The sequence below is a fragment of the Enterobacter sp. 200527-13 genome (genome assembly GCF_027924865.1).
GTDB lineage: Bacteria > Pseudomonadota > Gammaproteobacteria > Enterobacterales > Enterobacteriaceae > Enterobacter > Enterobacter ludwigii.
The window spans coordinates 107105-123261 of sequence record NZ_BSCM01000007.1; the positions used below are offsets into that span (position 1 = coordinate 107105).

The 16157-nt window shown below is 56.5% G+C and carries 14 protein-coding genes; 11 read left to right on the top strand and 3 right to left on the bottom strand.

The window, feature by feature from the left end; all coding sequences use genetic code 11:
- Both QMG44_RS19345 and ugpQ read left to right on the top strand, forming a co-directional pair.
- Complete coding sequence (locus QMG44_RS19345) at positions 1-1071, top strand: sn-glycerol-3-phosphate import ATP-binding protein UgpC (protein ID WP_032679131.1); 1071 nt, start codon at positions 1-3, stop codon at positions 1069-1071.
- Positions 1068-1817 (top strand): glycerophosphodiester phosphodiesterase, encoded by a 750-nt coding sequence (gene ugpQ / locus QMG44_RS19350; RefSeq protein WP_086532973.1) that lies wholly within the window; start codon positions 1068-1070, stop codon positions 1815-1817. The genes QMG44_RS19345 and ugpQ overlap by 4 nt, the downstream gene beginning before the upstream one ends.
- On the opposite strand, the gene QMG44_RS19355 is transcribed toward ugpQ, so the two are convergent.
- Complete coding sequence (locus QMG44_RS19355; RefSeq protein ID WP_020884553.1) at positions 1798-2184, bottom strand: DUF2756 family protein; 387 nt, start codon at positions 2182-2184, stop codon at positions 1798-1800. The genes ugpQ and QMG44_RS19355 overlap by 20 nt on opposite strands.
- Positions 2185-2310: 126 nt before the next feature.
- On the opposite strand from QMG44_RS19355, the gene ggt reads away from it, so the two are divergent.
- On the top strand, positions 2311-4053 hold the full coding sequence (ggt, locus tag QMG44_RS19360; protein WP_086533253.1) for a gamma-glutamyltransferase: 1743 nt from the start codon (positions 2311-2313) through the stop codon (positions 4051-4053).
- A 39-nt stretch (positions 4054-4092) separates the two neighbouring features.
- On the opposite strand, the gene yhhY is transcribed toward ggt, so the two are convergent.
- Positions 4093-4581: an N-acetyltransferase gene (gene yhhY / locus QMG44_RS19365; RefSeq protein WP_014171992.1), complete on the bottom strand. Its 489-nt coding sequence runs from the start codon at positions 4579-4581 to the stop codon at positions 4093-4095.
- Between the two features lie 309 nt (positions 4582-4890).
- On the opposite strand from yhhY, the gene QMG44_RS19370 reads away from it, so the two are divergent.
- From QMG44_RS19370 to gntU, 5 genes are all read left to right on the top strand, one after another.
- Complete coding sequence (locus QMG44_RS19370) at positions 4891-5928, top strand: oxidoreductase (protein ID WP_078774758.1); 1038 nt, start codon at positions 4891-4893, stop codon at positions 5926-5928.
- A gap of 122 nt (positions 5929-6050) precedes the next feature.
- Positions 6051-6746, top strand: a complete 696-nt coding sequence (locus tag QMG44_RS19375) for a pirin family protein (protein ID WP_086532972.1) — start codon at positions 6051-6053, stop codon at positions 6744-6746.
- A 100-nt stretch (positions 6747-6846) separates the two neighbouring features.
- Positions 6847-7842, top strand: coding sequence for a gluconate operon transcriptional repressor GntR (gntR, locus tag QMG44_RS19380; protein ID WP_014171989.1), 996 nt, complete (start codon positions 6847-6849; stop codon positions 7840-7842).
- A 126-nt stretch (positions 7843-7968) separates the two neighbouring features.
- Positions 7969-8496: a gluconokinase gene (gntK, locus tag QMG44_RS19385; protein ID WP_020884556.1), complete on the top strand. Its 528-nt coding sequence runs from the start codon at positions 7969-7971 to the stop codon at positions 8494-8496.
- 3 nt (positions 8497-8499) lie between these two features.
- Complete coding sequence (gntU, locus tag QMG44_RS19390; protein ID WP_014171987.1) at positions 8500-9840, top strand: gluconate transporter; 1341 nt, start codon at positions 8500-8502, stop codon at positions 9838-9840.
- Positions 9841-9890: 50 nt separating this feature from the next.
- Here gntU and yhgN read toward each other — a convergent pair whose 3' ends face one another.
- Positions 9891-10484: an NAAT family transporter YhgN gene (gene yhgN / locus QMG44_RS19395; RefSeq protein ID WP_003861574.1), complete on the bottom strand. Its 594-nt coding sequence runs from the start codon at positions 10482-10484 to the stop codon at positions 9891-9893.
- 177 nt (positions 10485-10661) lie between these two features.
- Here yhgN and asd point away from each other — a divergent pair, with 177 nt between their 5' ends.
- The 3 genes from asd (at position 10662) to glgX (ending at position 16153) form a co-directional block, all read left to right on the top strand.
- Complete coding sequence (gene asd / locus QMG44_RS19400; protein ID WP_014171986.1) at positions 10662-11765, top strand: aspartate-semialdehyde dehydrogenase; 1104 nt, start codon at positions 10662-10664, stop codon at positions 11763-11765.
- Positions 11766-11996: 231 nt separating this feature from the next.
- Positions 11997-14183, top strand: coding sequence for a 1,4-alpha-glucan branching enzyme (glgB, locus tag QMG44_RS19405; protein WP_047954779.1), 2187 nt, complete (start codon positions 11997-11999; stop codon positions 14181-14183).
- On the top strand, positions 14180-16153 hold the full coding sequence (gene glgX / locus QMG44_RS19410; protein ID WP_281853250.1) for a glycogen debranching protein GlgX: 1974 nt from the start codon (positions 14180-14182) through the stop codon (positions 16151-16153). The genes glgB and glgX overlap by 4 nt, the downstream gene beginning before the upstream one ends.
- Positions 16154-16157 lie beyond the last annotated feature (4 nt).

A 16157-nucleotide genomic window follows, 5' to 3' on the forward strand; every position in this document is an offset into this window, starting at 1 on the left:
ATGGCAGGTTTAAAATTACAGGCAGTGACCAAAAGCTGGGACAACAAAACCCAGGTCATTCAGCCGTTAACGCTCGACGTGGCGGACGGGGAATTTATCGTGATGGTTGGCCCGTCAGGCTGCGGAAAATCGACGCTGCTGCGCATGGTTGCCGGGCTTGAACGTGTGACCAGCGGCGATATCTGGATCGATCGCCAGCGCGTGACCGAGATGGAGCCGAAGGACCGGGGCATCGCGATGGTGTTTCAGAACTACGCCCTTTATCCGCACATGAGCGTGGAAGAGAACATGGCATGGGGGCTGAAAATCCGCGGGATGGGCAAAAGCCATATCGATGAGCGCGTGAAAGAGGCAGCGCGTATTCTGGAGCTGGATGGCCTGCTCAAGCGACGTCCGCGTGAACTGTCCGGCGGACAGCGCCAGCGTGTGGCGATGGGGCGCGCCATTGTGCGTGACCCCGCGGTATTTCTGTTCGATGAGCCGCTCTCAAACCTTGATGCCAAGCTGCGCGTGCAGATGCGCCTTGAGCTGCAGCAACTGCACCGTCGTCTGAAAACCACCTCCCTGTATGTGACGCACGATCAAGTGGAAGCGATGACCCTCGCCCAGCGCGTGATGGTGATGAACAAAGGCGTCGCCGAACAGATTGGCACCCCGGTGGAGGTATACGAGAAACCGGCCTCCCGCTTTGTGGCGAGCTTTATTGGCAGTCCGGCGATGAACCTGCTGGAAGGGCGGCTCAGCAGCGCCGGTACGCATTTTGAGCTGGAAAGTGGGATGGCGCTGCCCGTAAACGGGTACTATCGTGGCTATGCCGGGCGTAAGATGACGCTCGGTATCCGCCCGGAACATATTGGGTTAACCTCACAGGCGGAAGGCGGCGTGCCGCTGGTCATGGACACGCTGGAGATGCTGGGGGCTGACAACCTGGCGCACGGACGTTGGGGTGAACAAAAAATGGTGGTGCGTCTGGCCCATCAGGAGCGCCCTAAAGCAGGCAGCACGCTGTGGCTGCATCTGCCGGAAAATCACCTGCACGTATTCGACGGTGAAACAGGACAACGTATATGAGTAACTGGCCTTATCCCCACATCGTCGCCCACCGGGGCGGCGGTAAACTGGCGCCGGAAAACACGCTGGCGGCTATCGATATGGGCGCGCATTACGGTCACACGATGATCGAGTTCGACGCCAAACTATCGAAAGACGGCGAGATTTTCCTTCTGCATGATGACAACCTCGAACGCACCAGTAATGGCTGGGGCGTGGCGGGAGACCTGCCGTGGCGCGATCTGCTGAACGTCGACGCCGGAAGCTGGTACAGCAGCGCGTTCAAAGGCGAGCCGCTGCCGCTACTGGCGGAAGTGGCCGACCGCTGTCGCCTGCACGGCATGATGGCCAATATCGAAATCAAACCAACCACCGGCACCGGGCCGCTCACAGGTAAAGTCATTGCGCTGGCCGCGCGTGAGCTGTGGGAGGGCATGACGCCACCCCTGCTGTCGTCGTTTGACATTGATGCCCTGGAGGCGGCGCAGGCGTCCGTCCCGGCGTTGCCGCGCGGACTGTTGCTTGATACGTGGCGTGATGACTGGCGTGAGCTGACCAGCCGTTTAGGGTGTGTGTCGATTCACCTGAACCACGCGCTGCTGGATGAGGCACGGGTAAACGTGTTGAAAGCGGCGGGGCTGCATATTCTGGTCTATACCGTCAACAAACCCCAGCGCGCGGCGGAGCTGCTGCGCTGGGGGGTGGACAGTATCTGTACCGATGCGATTGACGTGATCGGCCCGAACTTTAATTCTGCGAAGAATTAAGCATCCCGCCATTCGACGGTGACTGGGACGGCAGCATATGCTGCTGTCCGCTGCCCGACGAGGTCATCCCGCCCAGCATCCCGCCGTTCGGGTTAGGCAGCGGCTGCTCACGCACCTGACCCTGCTGTATGCGCTGGGTGTTGGTGTTCATCTGGTTTTGCAGGCTTTGCTGCTGCATCTGGGTCTGCGTTTTCAACTGCTGGTTCAGCATCCCTTTCTGCTGTTGCTGCTGGCTCATCATCTCCGTTTGCATACGCTGCTGGCTTGGAATGACGTAGCCCTGCTGGTTCGGGTTGTTCATCGTATTGAGTGGCTGTGCGAGCGCGGCAAACGGAAGCAGCGCCGTAAGAATCAGTAAGCGTTTCATTGTCATCTCCTTCTTTTGAGGCTTCTCTTAAGTTTACCCTGATTTCACCATGACGATGATTTTTTAGGAGTTGTGAACCAGGCTTAAGCGGGGAATATGGCCCTCTTCACCTGGAGAACAATAATGATGAAACCAACGTTTTTGCGCTGGATAGCGATCGCCGCGCTGATGGCAGGCGGCACATTTAGCGTGGCGGCCAACCCGCCAGCGGCTCCGCCAGTTTCGTACGGCGTGGAGGAAGATGTTTTTCATCCCGTGCGGGCAACGCAGGGTATGGTGGCGTCGGTGGATGCGCTGGCAACGAAAGTGGGCGTCGATATTCTCCGGCAGGGCGGTAATGCGGTGGATGCGGCAGTCGCGGTGGGCTATGCGCTGGCGGTGACGCATCCGCAGGCGGGGAACCTGGGCGGCGGCGGCTTTATGATGCTGCGGACCAAAGACGGCAAAACCACCGCCATCGACTTCCGTGAGATGGCCCCCGGACAGGCTTCCCGCGATATGTTCCTTGACGATCAAGGCAACCCGGACAGCAAAAAATCCCTGACCTCGCATCTTGCCTCCGGTACGCCGGGCACCGTCGCAGGCTTCTCCCTGGCGCTGGAAAAATATGGCACCCTGCCGCTCAACAAAGTGGTACAGCCTGCGATTAAGCTCGCTCGCGAAGGTTTTGTGGTGAATGACGCCCTGGCTGACGATCTTAAAACCTATGGCAGCGAAGTGATTCCGAATCACGAAAACAGCAAGGCTATCTTCTGGAAAGACGGTGAACCGCTGAAGAAGGGCGATAAGCTGGTGCAGAAGAACCTGGCGAAAAGTCTGGAGCTGATCGCGGAGCACGGCCCGGATGCGTTATATAAAGGGGCGATTGCCGACCAGATTGCCGAAGAGATGCAAAAAAACGGTGGGCTTATCACCAAAGCGGATCTCGCGGAGTACAAGGCCGTCGAGCGTGAGCCGATTCACGGAAGCTATCGCGGCTATGACGTTTTCTCGATGCCGCCTCCGTCTTCCGGCGGCATTCACATCGTGCAGATCCTCAACATTCTTGAAAACTTCGATATGCACAAGTTCGGCTTCGGCAGTGCGGATGCCATGCAGGTGATGGCAGAGGCGGAAAAACGCGCCTACGCCGACCGTTCAGAATACCTGGGCGACCCGGACTTCGTGAAGGTGCCGTGGCAGGCGCTGACCAATAAAGCCTATGCCAAATCGATTGCTGATGAGATTGACATCAACAAGGCCAAACCGTCGAGCGAGATCCGCCCGGGCAAGCTGGCACCGTATGAGAGCAACCAGACCACCCACTTCTCGGTGGTGGATAAAGACGGTAACGCGGTGGCGGTGACCTATACCCTCAATACCACCTTTGGTACAGGCATCGTGGCAGGCAACAGCGGGATTCTGCTCAATAACGAGATGGATGACTTCTCGGCCAAACCGGGGGTGCCGAACGTCTACGGCCTGGTGGGCGGGGATGCAAATGCGGTCGGACCGAAGAAGCGTCCGCTGTCGTCCATGTCGCCTACCATCGTGGTCAAAGACGGTAAAACCTGGCTGGTGACAGGCAGCCCTGGCGGCAGCCGTATTATCACCACGGTGCTGCAGATGGTGGTGAACAGCATTGACTTTGGAATGAATGTCGCCGAAGCGACGAACGCACCGCGTTTCCACCATCAGTGGCTTCCGGACGAGCTGCGTGTTGAGAAGGGCTTTAGCCCGGACACCTTAAAACTGCTGGAGCAGCGCGGACAGAAGGTGGCGCTGAAAGAGGCAATGGGCAGCACCCAGAGCATTATGGTCGGCCCGGACGGCACGCTGTTTGGGGCCTCGGATCCGCGTTCGGTGGACGATTTGACGGCGGGGTTCTGATTTTATTGCCCGGTAAGCGTCGCGCTACCGGGCAATTTATCACTTCAGCCGCGCCATGTAATACGCGTCCACATAGTCGCCGTTACGCAGGGCGAAGTTCCTGCCGGTCCCTTCGATTTCAAACCCAAACTTCTTATACAGCGCCAGTGCCGCTGGGTTATCCGCAAAAACCGTGAGCTCAATGCGTTCAATGCGCAACCAGTTGTCGCAGAGATTGACCATTTCGCGCATGAGCGCACGACCCACACCGCGTCCCTGTACATCAGCGGCCACGCTAATGCCGAACGTTGCAACGTGGCTGCGGCGGGGATTTTCCATCACATCGAGTGCCATATGGCCAACCACTCGCTGGTCAAGACAGGCGACGAGATGCCGTCTTCCCGGTTTCGTCGCGACCCGGTCATGCCACATATCCATTGAGGGATGGGGAAGTTGTAGCGTGTCGTGATACACCCCAGGATGCGACATGATGTCACGTAACGCTTCTGCATCGCGGGCTTCGATATGGCGTATCACAATCTCACTCATTCCTTCATCCTCAGTCAGTTAAACGTCCATTCCAACATCAGTGAGATTAAAATTTGAGTCAACTGCTAATTTTTGCAAAAAAGATTGGACAAGTGCGAATGAGAATGATTATTATTGCTCTGCGTTCAGGAAGACCCCTACGGGAACCTGAAAGCACGACATTGCTCACATTGCTTCCAGTATTACTTTAGCCAGCTTTTAGCTGGCTTTTTTTTTGTCTTTTTTCGCCCGCTCCCCGTGGAAGAGGGCTGGGGTGAGGGCAAAACTTGCGCTATGGTTGCACTCAGTAACCTTAAAAAGGACTGAGCCATGACATTACATTGCGCATTTATTGGATTTGGCAAAAGCACCACGCGTTACCACCTTCCGTATGTTCTCAACCGCAAAGACAGCTGGCACGTTGCCCATATCTACCGGCGTCGCGCGAAGCCGGAAGAGCAGTCTCCCCAGTACTCCCATATTCATTTCACCAGCGATCTTGATGAGGTCCTCAACGATCCGCAGGTCAAACTGGTGATTGTCTGTACCCATGCTGACAGCCATTTCGAGTACGCAAAACGCGCGCTGGAGGCGGGCAAAAACGTGCTGGTGGAAAAGCCGTTTACCCCGACAATGGCAGAGGCGAAAACGTTGTTTGACCTGGCGAAGCGCAAAGGGCTGACCGTTACGCCGTACCAAAACCGCCGCTTTGACAGCTGCTTCCTGACGGCAAAAAAAGTGATTGAGAGCGGTAAACTGGGTGACATCGTCGAGATTGAAAGCCACTTTGATTACTACCGCCCGGTGGCCGAAACGCATCCCGGCCTGCCGCAGGATGGCTCATTCTATGGTCTGGGCGTGCATACGCTCGATCAAATCATCTCTCTGTTTGGCCGACCGGACCACATGGCGTACGACATCCGCAGCCTGCGCAACAAAGCCAATCCGGATGACACCTTCGAAGCCCAGCTGTTTTACGGCGACCTGAAAGCCATCGTCAAAACCAGCCATCTGGTGAAAATTGACTACCCGAAATTTATTGTGCATGGCACCAGAGGCTCGTTTATCAAGTACGGTATCGATCAGCAGGAGACCAGCCTGAAGGCGAACATTATGCCCGGTGACCCGGGGTTTGCGGCGGATGACTCCGTGGGCGTGCTGGAGTACGTCAACGCAGAGGGCATCACTGTTAGAGAGGACGTGAAACCCGAAGCGGGTGACTACGGACGCGTTTACGATGCGCTGTATGAGACTCTGACTAACGGTGCGCCCAATTACGTCAAGGAATCTGAAGTTATGACCAATCTCGAACTCCTTGAACGGGCCTTCGAACAGGCCTCTCCTGCCACGATAACCCTCGCCAGATAAGAAAACATGACTCCTCTTTGCTTGTTCTAAATTTTTGAACAGAGGAGTCAATTTTCACCCTCTATGATCCCAGGCCGTTTGCGTCCACACTTACTCCATCGAAACGAACTGAGGGTGAAACAATGATCTACTTACGCAAAGCAAACGAACGTGGTCACGCGAATCATGGCTGGCTGGACTCATGGCATTCATTCTCGTTTGCTGACTACTACGACCCGAACTTTATGGGCTTCTCCGCGCTGCGCGTCATTAACGATGACGTGATTGATGCAGGCCAGGGCTTCGGTACTCACCCGCACAAAGACATGGAAATCCTGACGTATGTGCTGGAAGGGGCGGTTGAGCACCAGGACAGCATGGGCAACAAAGAGCAGGTTCCGGCGGGCGAGTTCCAGATTATGAGTGCGGGTACCGGGGTGCGTCACTCTGAATACAACCCAAGCAAAACGGAAAAACTGCACCTGTATCAAATCTGGATCATTCCGGAAGAAACCGGCATCACCCCGCGCTACGAACAGCGCCGCTTTGATGCTAAACAGGGCAAACAGCTGGTGCTCTCTCCGGATGCGCGTGACGGTTCGCTGAAAGTGCACCAGGATATGGAACTGTACCGCTGGGCGCTGGCAAAAGACGAACAGTCTGTCCATCAGATTGCCGCTAACCGCCGCGTCTGGATCCAGGTGGTGAAAGGCGAGGTGTCTATTAACGACACGAAAGCTACCACGGCGGATGGTCTGGCAATCTGGGATGAGCAGGCACTGTCCGTGCATGCCGACAGTGAAAGCGAAATTCTGCTGTTTGATCTGCCACCGGTGTAATAAATCATAAATAAATGCCCATCCTTCCCTTTGACAGGGGAAGGATGGGCTTTGTCCGTGATAAACTGAGCAAATCTATCACTTACGATTTCTCAGGACGATGAAAAAGAAACGCCCCGTACTTCAGGATGTAGCCGATCGCGTCGGTGTGACCAAAATGACGGTCAGCCGGTTTTTACGTAACCCGGAACAGGTTTCCGTGGCGTTGCGTGGCAAGATTGCCGCTGCCCTCGATGAACTGGGGTATATCCCTAACCGCGCCCCCGATATTCTTTCGAATGCGACCAGCCGCGCGGTTGGCGTCCTCCTGCCTTCCTTAACCAACCAGGTTTTTGCCGAAGTGTTGCGCGGCATTGAAAGCGTGACCGATGCCTTTGGCTATCAGACCATGCTCGCCCACTATGGGTACAAGCCGGAACTGGAAGAAGAACGTCTTGAGTCCATGCTCTCCTGGAACATCGACGGTCTGATTTTAACCGAACGTACTCACACCCCCCGTACGCTAAAAATGATTGAAGTGGCAGGCATTCCGGTGGTGGAGCTGATGGACAGCCAGTCGCCGTGTCTCGATATTGCGGTGGGCTTTGATAACTTCGAAGCGGCGCGCCAGATGACGGCGGCCATCATCGCCCGCGGCCATCGGCATATTGCCTACCTGGGTGCACGTCTGGATGAACGTACTATCATCAAACAGAAGGGATACGAGCAGGCAATGCTCGACGCCGGTTTAACACCGTACAGCGTGATGGTTGAGCAGTCGTCATCCTATACGTCGGGTATTGAGCTGATGCGTCAGGCACGACGCGAGTATCCGCAACTGGATGGTATTTTCTGTACCAACGATGACCTTGCGGTCGGTGCAGCGTTCGAATGCCAGCGTCTGGGGCTGAAGATCCCCGAAGATATGGCGATTGCCGGTTTCCACGGCCACGATATCGGCCAGGTGATGGAACCCCGTCTGGCGAGCGTCCTGACACCGCGTGAACGTATGGGCCGTATTGGCGCAGAACGCCTGCTGGCGCGCATACGTGGCGAGACGGTGACGCCGAAAATGTTAGATTTAGGTTTCACCTTGTCACCGGGTGGATCTATTTAAGCTGACAAATTTGAAGTGGGTCACACTTATTCACTTCGCGCACGTTTGGATATTGCTTCTCTTTTGCCCCGGCAGGACAATGTTACCGATAACTGTTACCCGTAACAATTGACTGAGGGACACCCTTTGAGCACGACTAATCATGATCACCACGTTTACGTCCTGATGGGCGTTTCCGGTAGCGGTAAATCTGCCGTGGCCAGCGAAGTGGCGCATCAACTTCATGCGGCGTTTCTTGATGGCGACTTCCTCCATCCGCGCAGCAATATCATGAAAATGGCCTCCGGCGAGCCGCTGAACGATGACGACCGCAAACCGTGGTTGCAGGCGCTGAATGACGCCGCGTTCGCGATGCAGCGTACCAACAAGGTCTCCCTGATCGTCTGCTCCGCGCTGAAAAAAACCTACCGCGACCTGCTGCGTGACGGCAACCCGAACCTCTCTTTCATCTACCTGAAAGGCGATTTCGAGGTGATTGAGAGCCGTCTGAAGGCGCGTAAAGGCCACTTCTTCAAAACCCAGATGCTGGTGACGCAGTTCGAAGCGCTGCAGGAGCCGGGCGACGATGAGAAAGACGTCTTAGTGGTTGATATCGATCAGTCACTGGAGGGTGTTGTTGCCAGCACCATCGAGGTCATTAATAAAAGGCAGTAAGTTTTGAGTACATTAACGCTAGTTTTAACAGCAGTTGGTTCCGTATTGCTGCTGCTGTTTTTAGTGATGAAAGCGCGTATGCATGCTTTCGTTGCCTTAATGGTGGTGTCTATTGGTGCAGGTCTCTTTTCCGGTATGCCGCTCGATAAGATCGCAGCGACGATGGAAAAAGGGATGGGAGGCACGCTGGGTTTCCTGGCTATTGTGGTCGCGCTGGGCGCGATGTTTGGCAAGATCCTGCATGAGACGGGCGCAGTCGACCAGATTGCCGTCAAAATGCTCAAATCCTTCGGACACAGCCGTGCGCACTACGCGATTGGCCTCGCCGGTCTGATTTGTGCGCTGCCGCTGTTCTTCGAAGTGGCCGTGGTGCTGCTGATTAGCGTGGCGTTCTCGATGGCGCGCCATACCGGCACTAACCTCGTGAAGCTGGTGATTCCGCTGTTTGCGGGCGTGGCGGCAGCGGCGGCGTTCCTGCTGCCTGGGCCTGCGCCGATGCTGCTGGCTTCTCAGATGCACGCCGATTTTGGCTGGATGATCCTGATTGGCCTGTGTGCAGCGATCCCGGGAATGATTATTGCCGGCCCGCTGTGGGGCAACTTCATCAGCCGTTACGTTGAGCTTCACATTCCGGATGACGTCACCGAGCCGCACCTTGGCGAAGGCAAAATGCCGTCCTTCGGCTTCAGCCTGGCGCTGATCCTGCTGCCGCTGGTGCTGGTGGGGCTGAAAACCATCGCCGCGCGTTTCGTGCCGGTAGGGTCTACCGCGTACGAATGGTTTGAGTTTATCGGCCACCCGTTCACCGCGATCCTGGTGGCGTGTCTGGTGGCGATGTACGGCCTGGCGATGCGCCAGGGCATGCCGAAAGACAAAGTGATGGAAATCTGCGGCCATGCGCTGCAGCCTGCGGGTATCATTCTGCTGGTGATCGGTGCCGGTGGCGTGTTCAAACAGGTGCTGGTGGATTCCGGCGTGGGTCCGGCGCTGGGCGAAGCCCTGACCGGCATGGGGCTGCCCATTGCGGTGACCTGTTTCGTACTGGCTGCGGCGGTGCGTATCATCCAGGGCTCTGCGACGGTGGCATGTTTAACCGCCGTGGGTCTGGTGATGCCGGTGATTGAACAGCTTAACTACTCCGGTGCCCAGATGGCCGCGCTCTCAATCTGTATTGCGGGCGGTTCGATTGTGGTGTCACACGTCAACGACGCCGGCTTCTGGCTGTTCGGTAAATTTACCGGTGCGACCGAAGCGCAAACCCTGAAAACCTGGACGCTGATGGAAACCATCCTCGGCACGACGGGTGCCATTGTCGGGATGATTGCGTTTACGCTGCTGAGTTAAACCCGGCTAAAAGCAAAAGGACAACGTGAGTTGTCCTTTTTTGTTTTTACCTAGCCCTTCATCCACGCGCGGATCCCGTCCAGGAACATCTGCGTCGCCATCATCACCAGAATCAACCCCATCAGGCGCTCCAGCGCGTTTACGCCTTTCTCACCCAGCAGGCGCAGGAACAACGACGACTGCAGCAGAATGATAAACGTCCCGCCCCAGGCAATCAGCAAGGCAATCACCAGATGGCTCATCTGATTGGGGTACTGATGCGACAGCAGCATCAGCGTTGCCAGAATCGTCGGTCCGGCGACAAGGGGAATCGCCAGCGGCACAATAAACGGCTCTTCCCCCGCGGGCAGGCCGCTGCTGCTGCCTTCGGCGCTCGGGAAAATCATCTTAATCGCTATCAGGAACAGGATAATCCCACCGGAAATCGAAACCGTTTCGGCACGCAGATTCAGGAAGGCGAGGATTTTCTCACCGGCAAACAGGAAGATGAACATCACCAGCAGCGCGATAAGCAGCTCGCGGATCATGATCGCCCGACGGCGTTTGGGTTCGGTGTGCTTCAGCACCGACATGAAGATAGGCAGGTTGCCCAGAGGATCCATTATCAGGATCAATAAAACCGCCGCGGATATGATTTCACTCATTAAAATTATCCCTGAAACTCTCTATGGTTATTATGATGATTAGCGCTATTTCTGATTGGCGGGCCATCATCGATTAATTTCGCTTGCGACTTTGGCAGCATTTTGTAATGTGAAGCATATCCCAGTTGAATACTGGTTTGCACAATCAGCACACACCCTCTGCAGGAAAAAAATGCTATGAAAAACGTTGGTTTTATCGGCTGGCGCGGTATGGTCGGCTCTGTTCTCATGCAACGCATGGTTGAAGAGCGCGATTTTGACGCCATCCGCCCGGTCTTCTTCTCCACTTCCCAGCTCGGCCAGGCTGCACCTTCTTTTGGCGGCAGCACCGGTACGTTGCAGGATGCTTTCGATCTGGAAGCGCTGAAGGCACTCGACATTATTGTCACTTGCCAGGGCGGCGATTATACCAACGAAATTTATCCAAAGCTGCGTGAAAGCGGCTGGCAGGGCTACTGGATTGATGCGGCGTCTTCACTGCGCATGAAAGACGATGCCATCATCATTCTCGACCCGGTCAACCAGGACGTCATCACCGACGGTCTGAACAACGGCGTAAAAACCTTTGTCGGCGGTAACTGCACCGTCAGCCTGATGCTGATGTCCCTCGGCGGCCTGTTCGCGCAGGACCTGGTGGAGTGGGTCTCCGTGGCGACTTACCAGGCCGCGTCCGGCGGCGGTGCGCGACATATGCGTGAACTGCTGACGCAGATGGGCCAGTTGCACCACAGCGTTGCGACCGAGCTGGCAAATCCGGCCTCCGCTATTCTCGATATCGAGCGTAAAGTCACCGAGCTGACCCGCAGCGGCGAGCTGCCGGTGGATAACTTTGGTGTACCGCTGGCCGGTGGTCTGATCCCGTGGATCGACAAACAGCTGGATAACGGCCAGACCCGCGAAGAGTGGAAAGGTCAGGCTGAGACCAACAAAATACTCAATACCGCGAACACCATTCCGGTTGACGGTCTGTGCGTACGTATCGGCGCGCTGCGCTGCCACAGCCAGGCCTTCACGATTAAACTGAAAAAAGATGTGTCGATTCCGACCGTGGAAGAGCTGCTGGCTGCACACAACCCGTGGGCGAAAGTGGTTCCAAACGATCGCGACATCACCATGCGTGAATTGACCCCGGCTGCCGTCACCGGCACGCTGACCACCCCGGTGGGTCGTCTGCGTAAGCTGAACATGGGGCCGGAGTTCCTTTCTGCATTCACCGTCGGCGACCAGCTTCTGTGGGGCGCAGCCGAGCCGCTGCGTCGCATGCTGCGCCAGCTGGCGTAATAATTTGTTAAACCCCGGGGGGTGATTTTCACCCCCTTTTCCGCGTACTACATGGAGTAAAACGCATATGTCTTATTTTTTATCAGGAGTCATTTAGAGCGTTGGCTATGCTTTAAGGAAGAGTTATTTCTTACCTGAGGTTAGGACGGGGCTGAGAGGATGCCCGTTCAGGTCACATTAAAGTCGTCCCAGGTGCTAAAAAAGGACGACATAAAAAACAGGATGAATACCATGTCCGATCGTGTGGATAGAGACGTGATTAATGCGCTTATTGCGGGTCATTTTGCCGACCCCTTTTCCGTACTGGGGATGCACCGTACCGAGGCCGGGCTGGAAGTCCGGGCACTGTTACCGGATGCCACAGAAGTGTGGGTTATCGAACCCAAAACCGGCCGCAAGGTCGGCAATCTGGAATGCCTCGATTCTCGTGGCTTCTTTTCGGGCGTAATGCCCCGACGTAAAAACCCTTTTCGTTATCAGCTTGCCGTTATCTGGCATGGTCAGCAAAATCTCATCGATGATCCCTACAGCTTTGGGCCTCTTTTACAGGAGATGGACGCGTGGCTGCTGTCTGAAGGTACCCACCTGCGACCTTATGAAACGCTGGGTGCCCATGCCGATACGATGGATGGCATCACCGGCACGCGGTTTGCCGTGTGGGCGCCTAACGCCCAGCGAGTCTCCGTTGTCGGCCAGTTCAACTACTGGGATGGCCGTCGTCACCCGATGCGTCTGCGCCGTGAAAGCGGTATCTGGGAGCTGTTTATCCCCGGCGCGCACAACGGCCAGCTGTATAAATTCGAGATGATCGATGCGCACGGCAAGCTGCGTATTAAGTCCGACCCGTACGCCTTCGAAGCGCAAATGCGTCCGGAAACCGCGTCAATGATTTGCGGCCTGCCGGAAAAAGTTGTCCAGAGTGAAGAACGCAAGCAGGCCAACCGCTTTGATGCGCCAATCTCCGTCTACGAAGTGCATCTCGGTTCCTGGCGTCGCCATACCGATAACAACTTCTGGCTCAGCTACCGGGAGCTTGCCGACCAGCTGGTTCCGTACGCGAAATGGATGGGCTTTACCCACCTTGAGCTGCTGCCAATTAATGAACACCCGTTCGACGGAAGCTGGGGTTATCAGCCGACCGGGATGTATGCCCCGACGCGTCGCTTCGGCACGCGCGATGACTTCCGCTATTTTATCAATGCCGCGCACGCCGCCGGGTTAAACGTGATCCTCGACTGGGTGCCGGGCCATTTCCCGTCCGATGATTTTAGTCTTTCAGAGTTTGACGGCACTAAGCTGTACGAGCACAGCGACCCGCGCGAAGGCTATCACCAGGACTGGAACACGCTGATCTACAACTACGGTCGTCGTGAAGTGGCAAACTACCTCGTGGGCAATGCGCTGTACTGGATTGAGCGCTTTGGCATTGATGCCCTGCGCGTTGATGCCGTGGCGTCGATGATCTACCGCGACTACAGCCGCAAAGAAGGCGAGTGGATCCCGAACGAGTATGGCGGCCGTGAAAACCTGGAAGCGATTGAGTTTCTGCGCAACACCAACCGTATTATCGGCGAGCAGGTAGACGGTGCGGTGACGATGGCGGAAGAGTCCACCGACTTCCCTGGCGTCTCCCGTCCACCGTCAACCGGCGGACTGGGGTTCTGGTACAAATGGAACCTGGGGTGGATGCACGACACGCTCGACTACATGAAGCTGGATCCTGTCTACCGTCAGTATCACCATGACAAACTCACCTTCGGGCTGCTCTACAACTACACCGAGAACTTCATGCTGCCGCTGTCGCATGACGAAGTGGTGCATGGCAAAAAATCCATTCTCGACCGCATGCCGGGCGATGCATGGCAGAAGTTCGCCAACCTGCGCGCCTACTACGGCTGGATGTTCGCCTTCCCGGGTAAAAAACTGCTGTTTATGGGCAATGAGTTCGCCCAGGGGCGCGAGTGGAACCACGACACCAGCCTCGACTGGCATCTGCTGGAAGGTGGCGACAACTGGCACCACGGCGTGCAGCGTCTGGTGCGGGACCTGAACCTGACCTACCGTCACCACAAAGCCCTGCATGAGCTTGATTTTGACCCGTACGGTTTCGAGTGGCTGGTGGTGGATGACCATGAGCGCTCGGTGTTTGTCTTTGTGCGGCGGGATAAAGCCGGCAACGAAATTATCGTCGCCAGCAACTTTACCCCTGTACCGCGCCATCATTATCGCTTCGGGATTAACCAGGCCGGCAAGTGGCGTGAAATCCTGAATACCGATTCCACGCACTACCACGGCAGCAATGCCGGTAACGGTGGTCTGGTGCAAAGCGATGCCATTGAAAGCCACGGGCGACCGAATTCCCTGAGCCTTACGCTACCGCCGCTCAGCACCATCTGGCTGATCCGGGAGGGGGAATGACCCAGCTTACGGCAGGTAAACCCGAACCGCTCGGGGCACGTTTTGATGGAAAGGGGGTGAATTTCACGCTCTTTTCTGCCCATGCGGAGCGGGTTGAACTGTGCGTATTTGACGGCGAGGGTAATGAACATCGTTACGACCTGCCGTCTCGCACAGGAGATACCTGGCATGGCTACCTGGCCGGGGGACGGCCAGGAATGCACTACGGCTATCGCGTACACGGCCCGTGGGCACCTGCGCAGGGGCACTGGTTTAACCCGGCGAAGCTGCTGATCGATCCGTGTGCGCACCGCGTGGATGGCGAGTTTAAAGACGACCCTATTTTCCATGTCGGCTACGGTGAACCCGACCACCGCGACAGCGCCCCCGTGGCGCCTAAAAGCGTGGTGGTGAACGATCTCTACGACTGGGAAGACGATGCCCCGCCGCGCACGCCGTGGGGCAACACCGTTATCTACGAGGCGCATGTCAAAGGGCTGACGTATCTGCATCCGTCGATCCCGAAAGAGATGCGCGGCACCTACAAGGCGCTCGGTCATCCGACCATGATTGCCTACCTTAAGCACCTCGGGATCACGGCCCTGGAGCTGTTGCCCGTCGCGCATTTTGCCAGTGAACCTCGTCTGCAGCGGCTGGGGCTCAGTAACTACTGGGGCTACAACCCGCTGGCGATGTTTGCGCTCGAACCCCGCTATGCCGCTCATCCGGACAAGGCGCGGGACGAGTTTCGTGATGCGGTAAAGGCGCTTCATACGGCAGGTATTGAGGTCATTCTGGACGTGGTACTGAACCACAGTGCGGAAAGCGATCTCGATGGACCGACGCTCTCCATGCGCGGAATTGATAACCGTAGCTATTATTGGATCAGGGACGATGGCGATTACTTCAACTGGACCGGTTGCGGTAACACGCTCAATCTCAGCCACCCGGTGGTCATGCATTTCGCGTATGAATGCCTGAAGTACTGGGTGGACACGTTCCACGTCGACGGTTTTCGTTTTGATCTGGCACCCGTTATGGGGCGTACGCCGGCCTTCAGCCAGCAGGCGCCGCTGTTTGAAGCGATCAAAAACTGTCCGGTGCTGTCACAGGTGAAGCTCATTGCCGAGCCGTGGGACATCGGTGAAGGGGGGTATCAGGTCGGGAATTTCCCGCCCCTGTTTGCCGAGTGGAACGATCACTATCGCGATGCCGCGCGCCGCTTCTGGCTGGAACGGAATCTGTCGCTGGGGGAGTTCGCCGGACGCTTTGCCGGGTCCAGCGATCTTTTTAAGCGCGATGGCAAACGACCGTCTGCGACGATCAACCTGCTGACGGCGCACGACGGTTTTACGCTCCGGGACTGCGTTTGTTTCAATCAGAAACACAATGAAGCGAACGGCGAGGAGAATCGCGATGGCACTAACAATAACCATAGCTTCAATCATGGTATAGAAGGGTTAGGCGGAAGCCTTGATGTTATCGAGCGGCGACGCGCCAGCGTGCATGCGCTGCTGACAACGCTGTTATTGTCGCAGGGCACGCCGATGCTGCTGGCAGGCGATGAACATGGTCACAGTCAGCATGGTAACAACAATGCGTATTGCCAGGACAACACGTTGACCTGGCTCGACTGGGGTGAAGCGAACAGCGGGTTGATTCACTTTACCGCTGCGCTGATCCATCTTCGCCAGCAAATTCCCGCGCTCACCGCCGATCGCTGGTGGGAAGAGGGCGACGGTAATGTCCGCTGGCTGAATCAAGACGCGCAACCCTTAAGCGCGCAAGAGTGGCAACACGGCGTACCACGCCTGCAAATCCTGCTTTCGGAGAGGTGGCTGGTCACGCTGAACGCGACGGATGACGTCGCTGAGATTGTTTTACCTGACGGGGAATGGCGCGCTGTTCCCCCATTTGCCGGAGCGGATAATCCGGTAGTAATGGCTGTCTGGCACGGGCCTGCGCACGGAGTGTGCGTATTCCAAAGATGATAAA

What these genes read in the sequence shown, in the direction of transcription:
- QMG44_RS19345 (WP_032679131.1), top strand. Translation starts at nt 1, where the DNA reads ATGGCAGGTTTAAAATTACAGGCAGTGACCAAAAGCTGGGACAACAAA.
- ugpQ (WP_086532973.1), top strand. Translation starts at nt 1,068, where the DNA reads ATGAGTAACTGGCCTTATCCCCACATCGTCGCCCACCGGGGCGGCGGT.
- QMG44_RS19355 (WP_020884553.1), bottom strand. Translation starts at nt 2,184, where the DNA reads ATGAAACGCTTACTGATTCTTACGGCGCTGCTTCCGTTTGCCGCGCTC.
- ggt (WP_086533253.1), top strand. Translation starts at nt 2,311, where the DNA reads ATGAAACCAACGTTTTTGCGCTGGATAGCGATCGCCGCGCTGATGGCA.
- yhhY (WP_014171992.1), bottom strand. Translation starts at nt 4,581, where the DNA reads ATGAGTGAGATTGTGATACGCCATATCGAAGCCCGCGATGCAGAAGCG.
- QMG44_RS19370 (WP_078774758.1), top strand. Translation starts at nt 4,891, where the DNA reads ATGACATTACATTGCGCATTTATTGGATTTGGCAAAAGCACCACGCGT.
- QMG44_RS19375 (WP_086532972.1), top strand. Translation starts at nt 6,051, where the DNA reads ATGATCTACTTACGCAAAGCAAACGAACGTGGTCACGCGAATCATGGC.
- gntR (WP_014171989.1), top strand. Translation starts at nt 6,847, where the DNA reads ATGAAAAAGAAACGCCCCGTACTTCAGGATGTAGCCGATCGCGTCGGT.
- yhgN (WP_003861574.1), bottom strand. Translation starts at nt 10,484, where the DNA reads ATGAGTGAAATCATATCCGCGGCGGTTTTATTGATCCTGATAATGGAT.
- asd (WP_014171986.1), top strand. Translation starts at nt 10,662, where the DNA reads ATGAAAAACGTTGGTTTTATCGGCTGGCGCGGTATGGTCGGCTCTGTT.
- glgB (WP_047954779.1), top strand. Translation starts at nt 11,997, where the DNA reads ATGTCCGATCGTGTGGATAGAGACGTGATTAATGCGCTTATTGCGGGT.
- glgX (WP_281853250.1), top strand. Translation starts at nt 14,180, where the DNA reads ATGACCCAGCTTACGGCAGGTAAACCCGAACCGCTCGGGGCACGTTTT.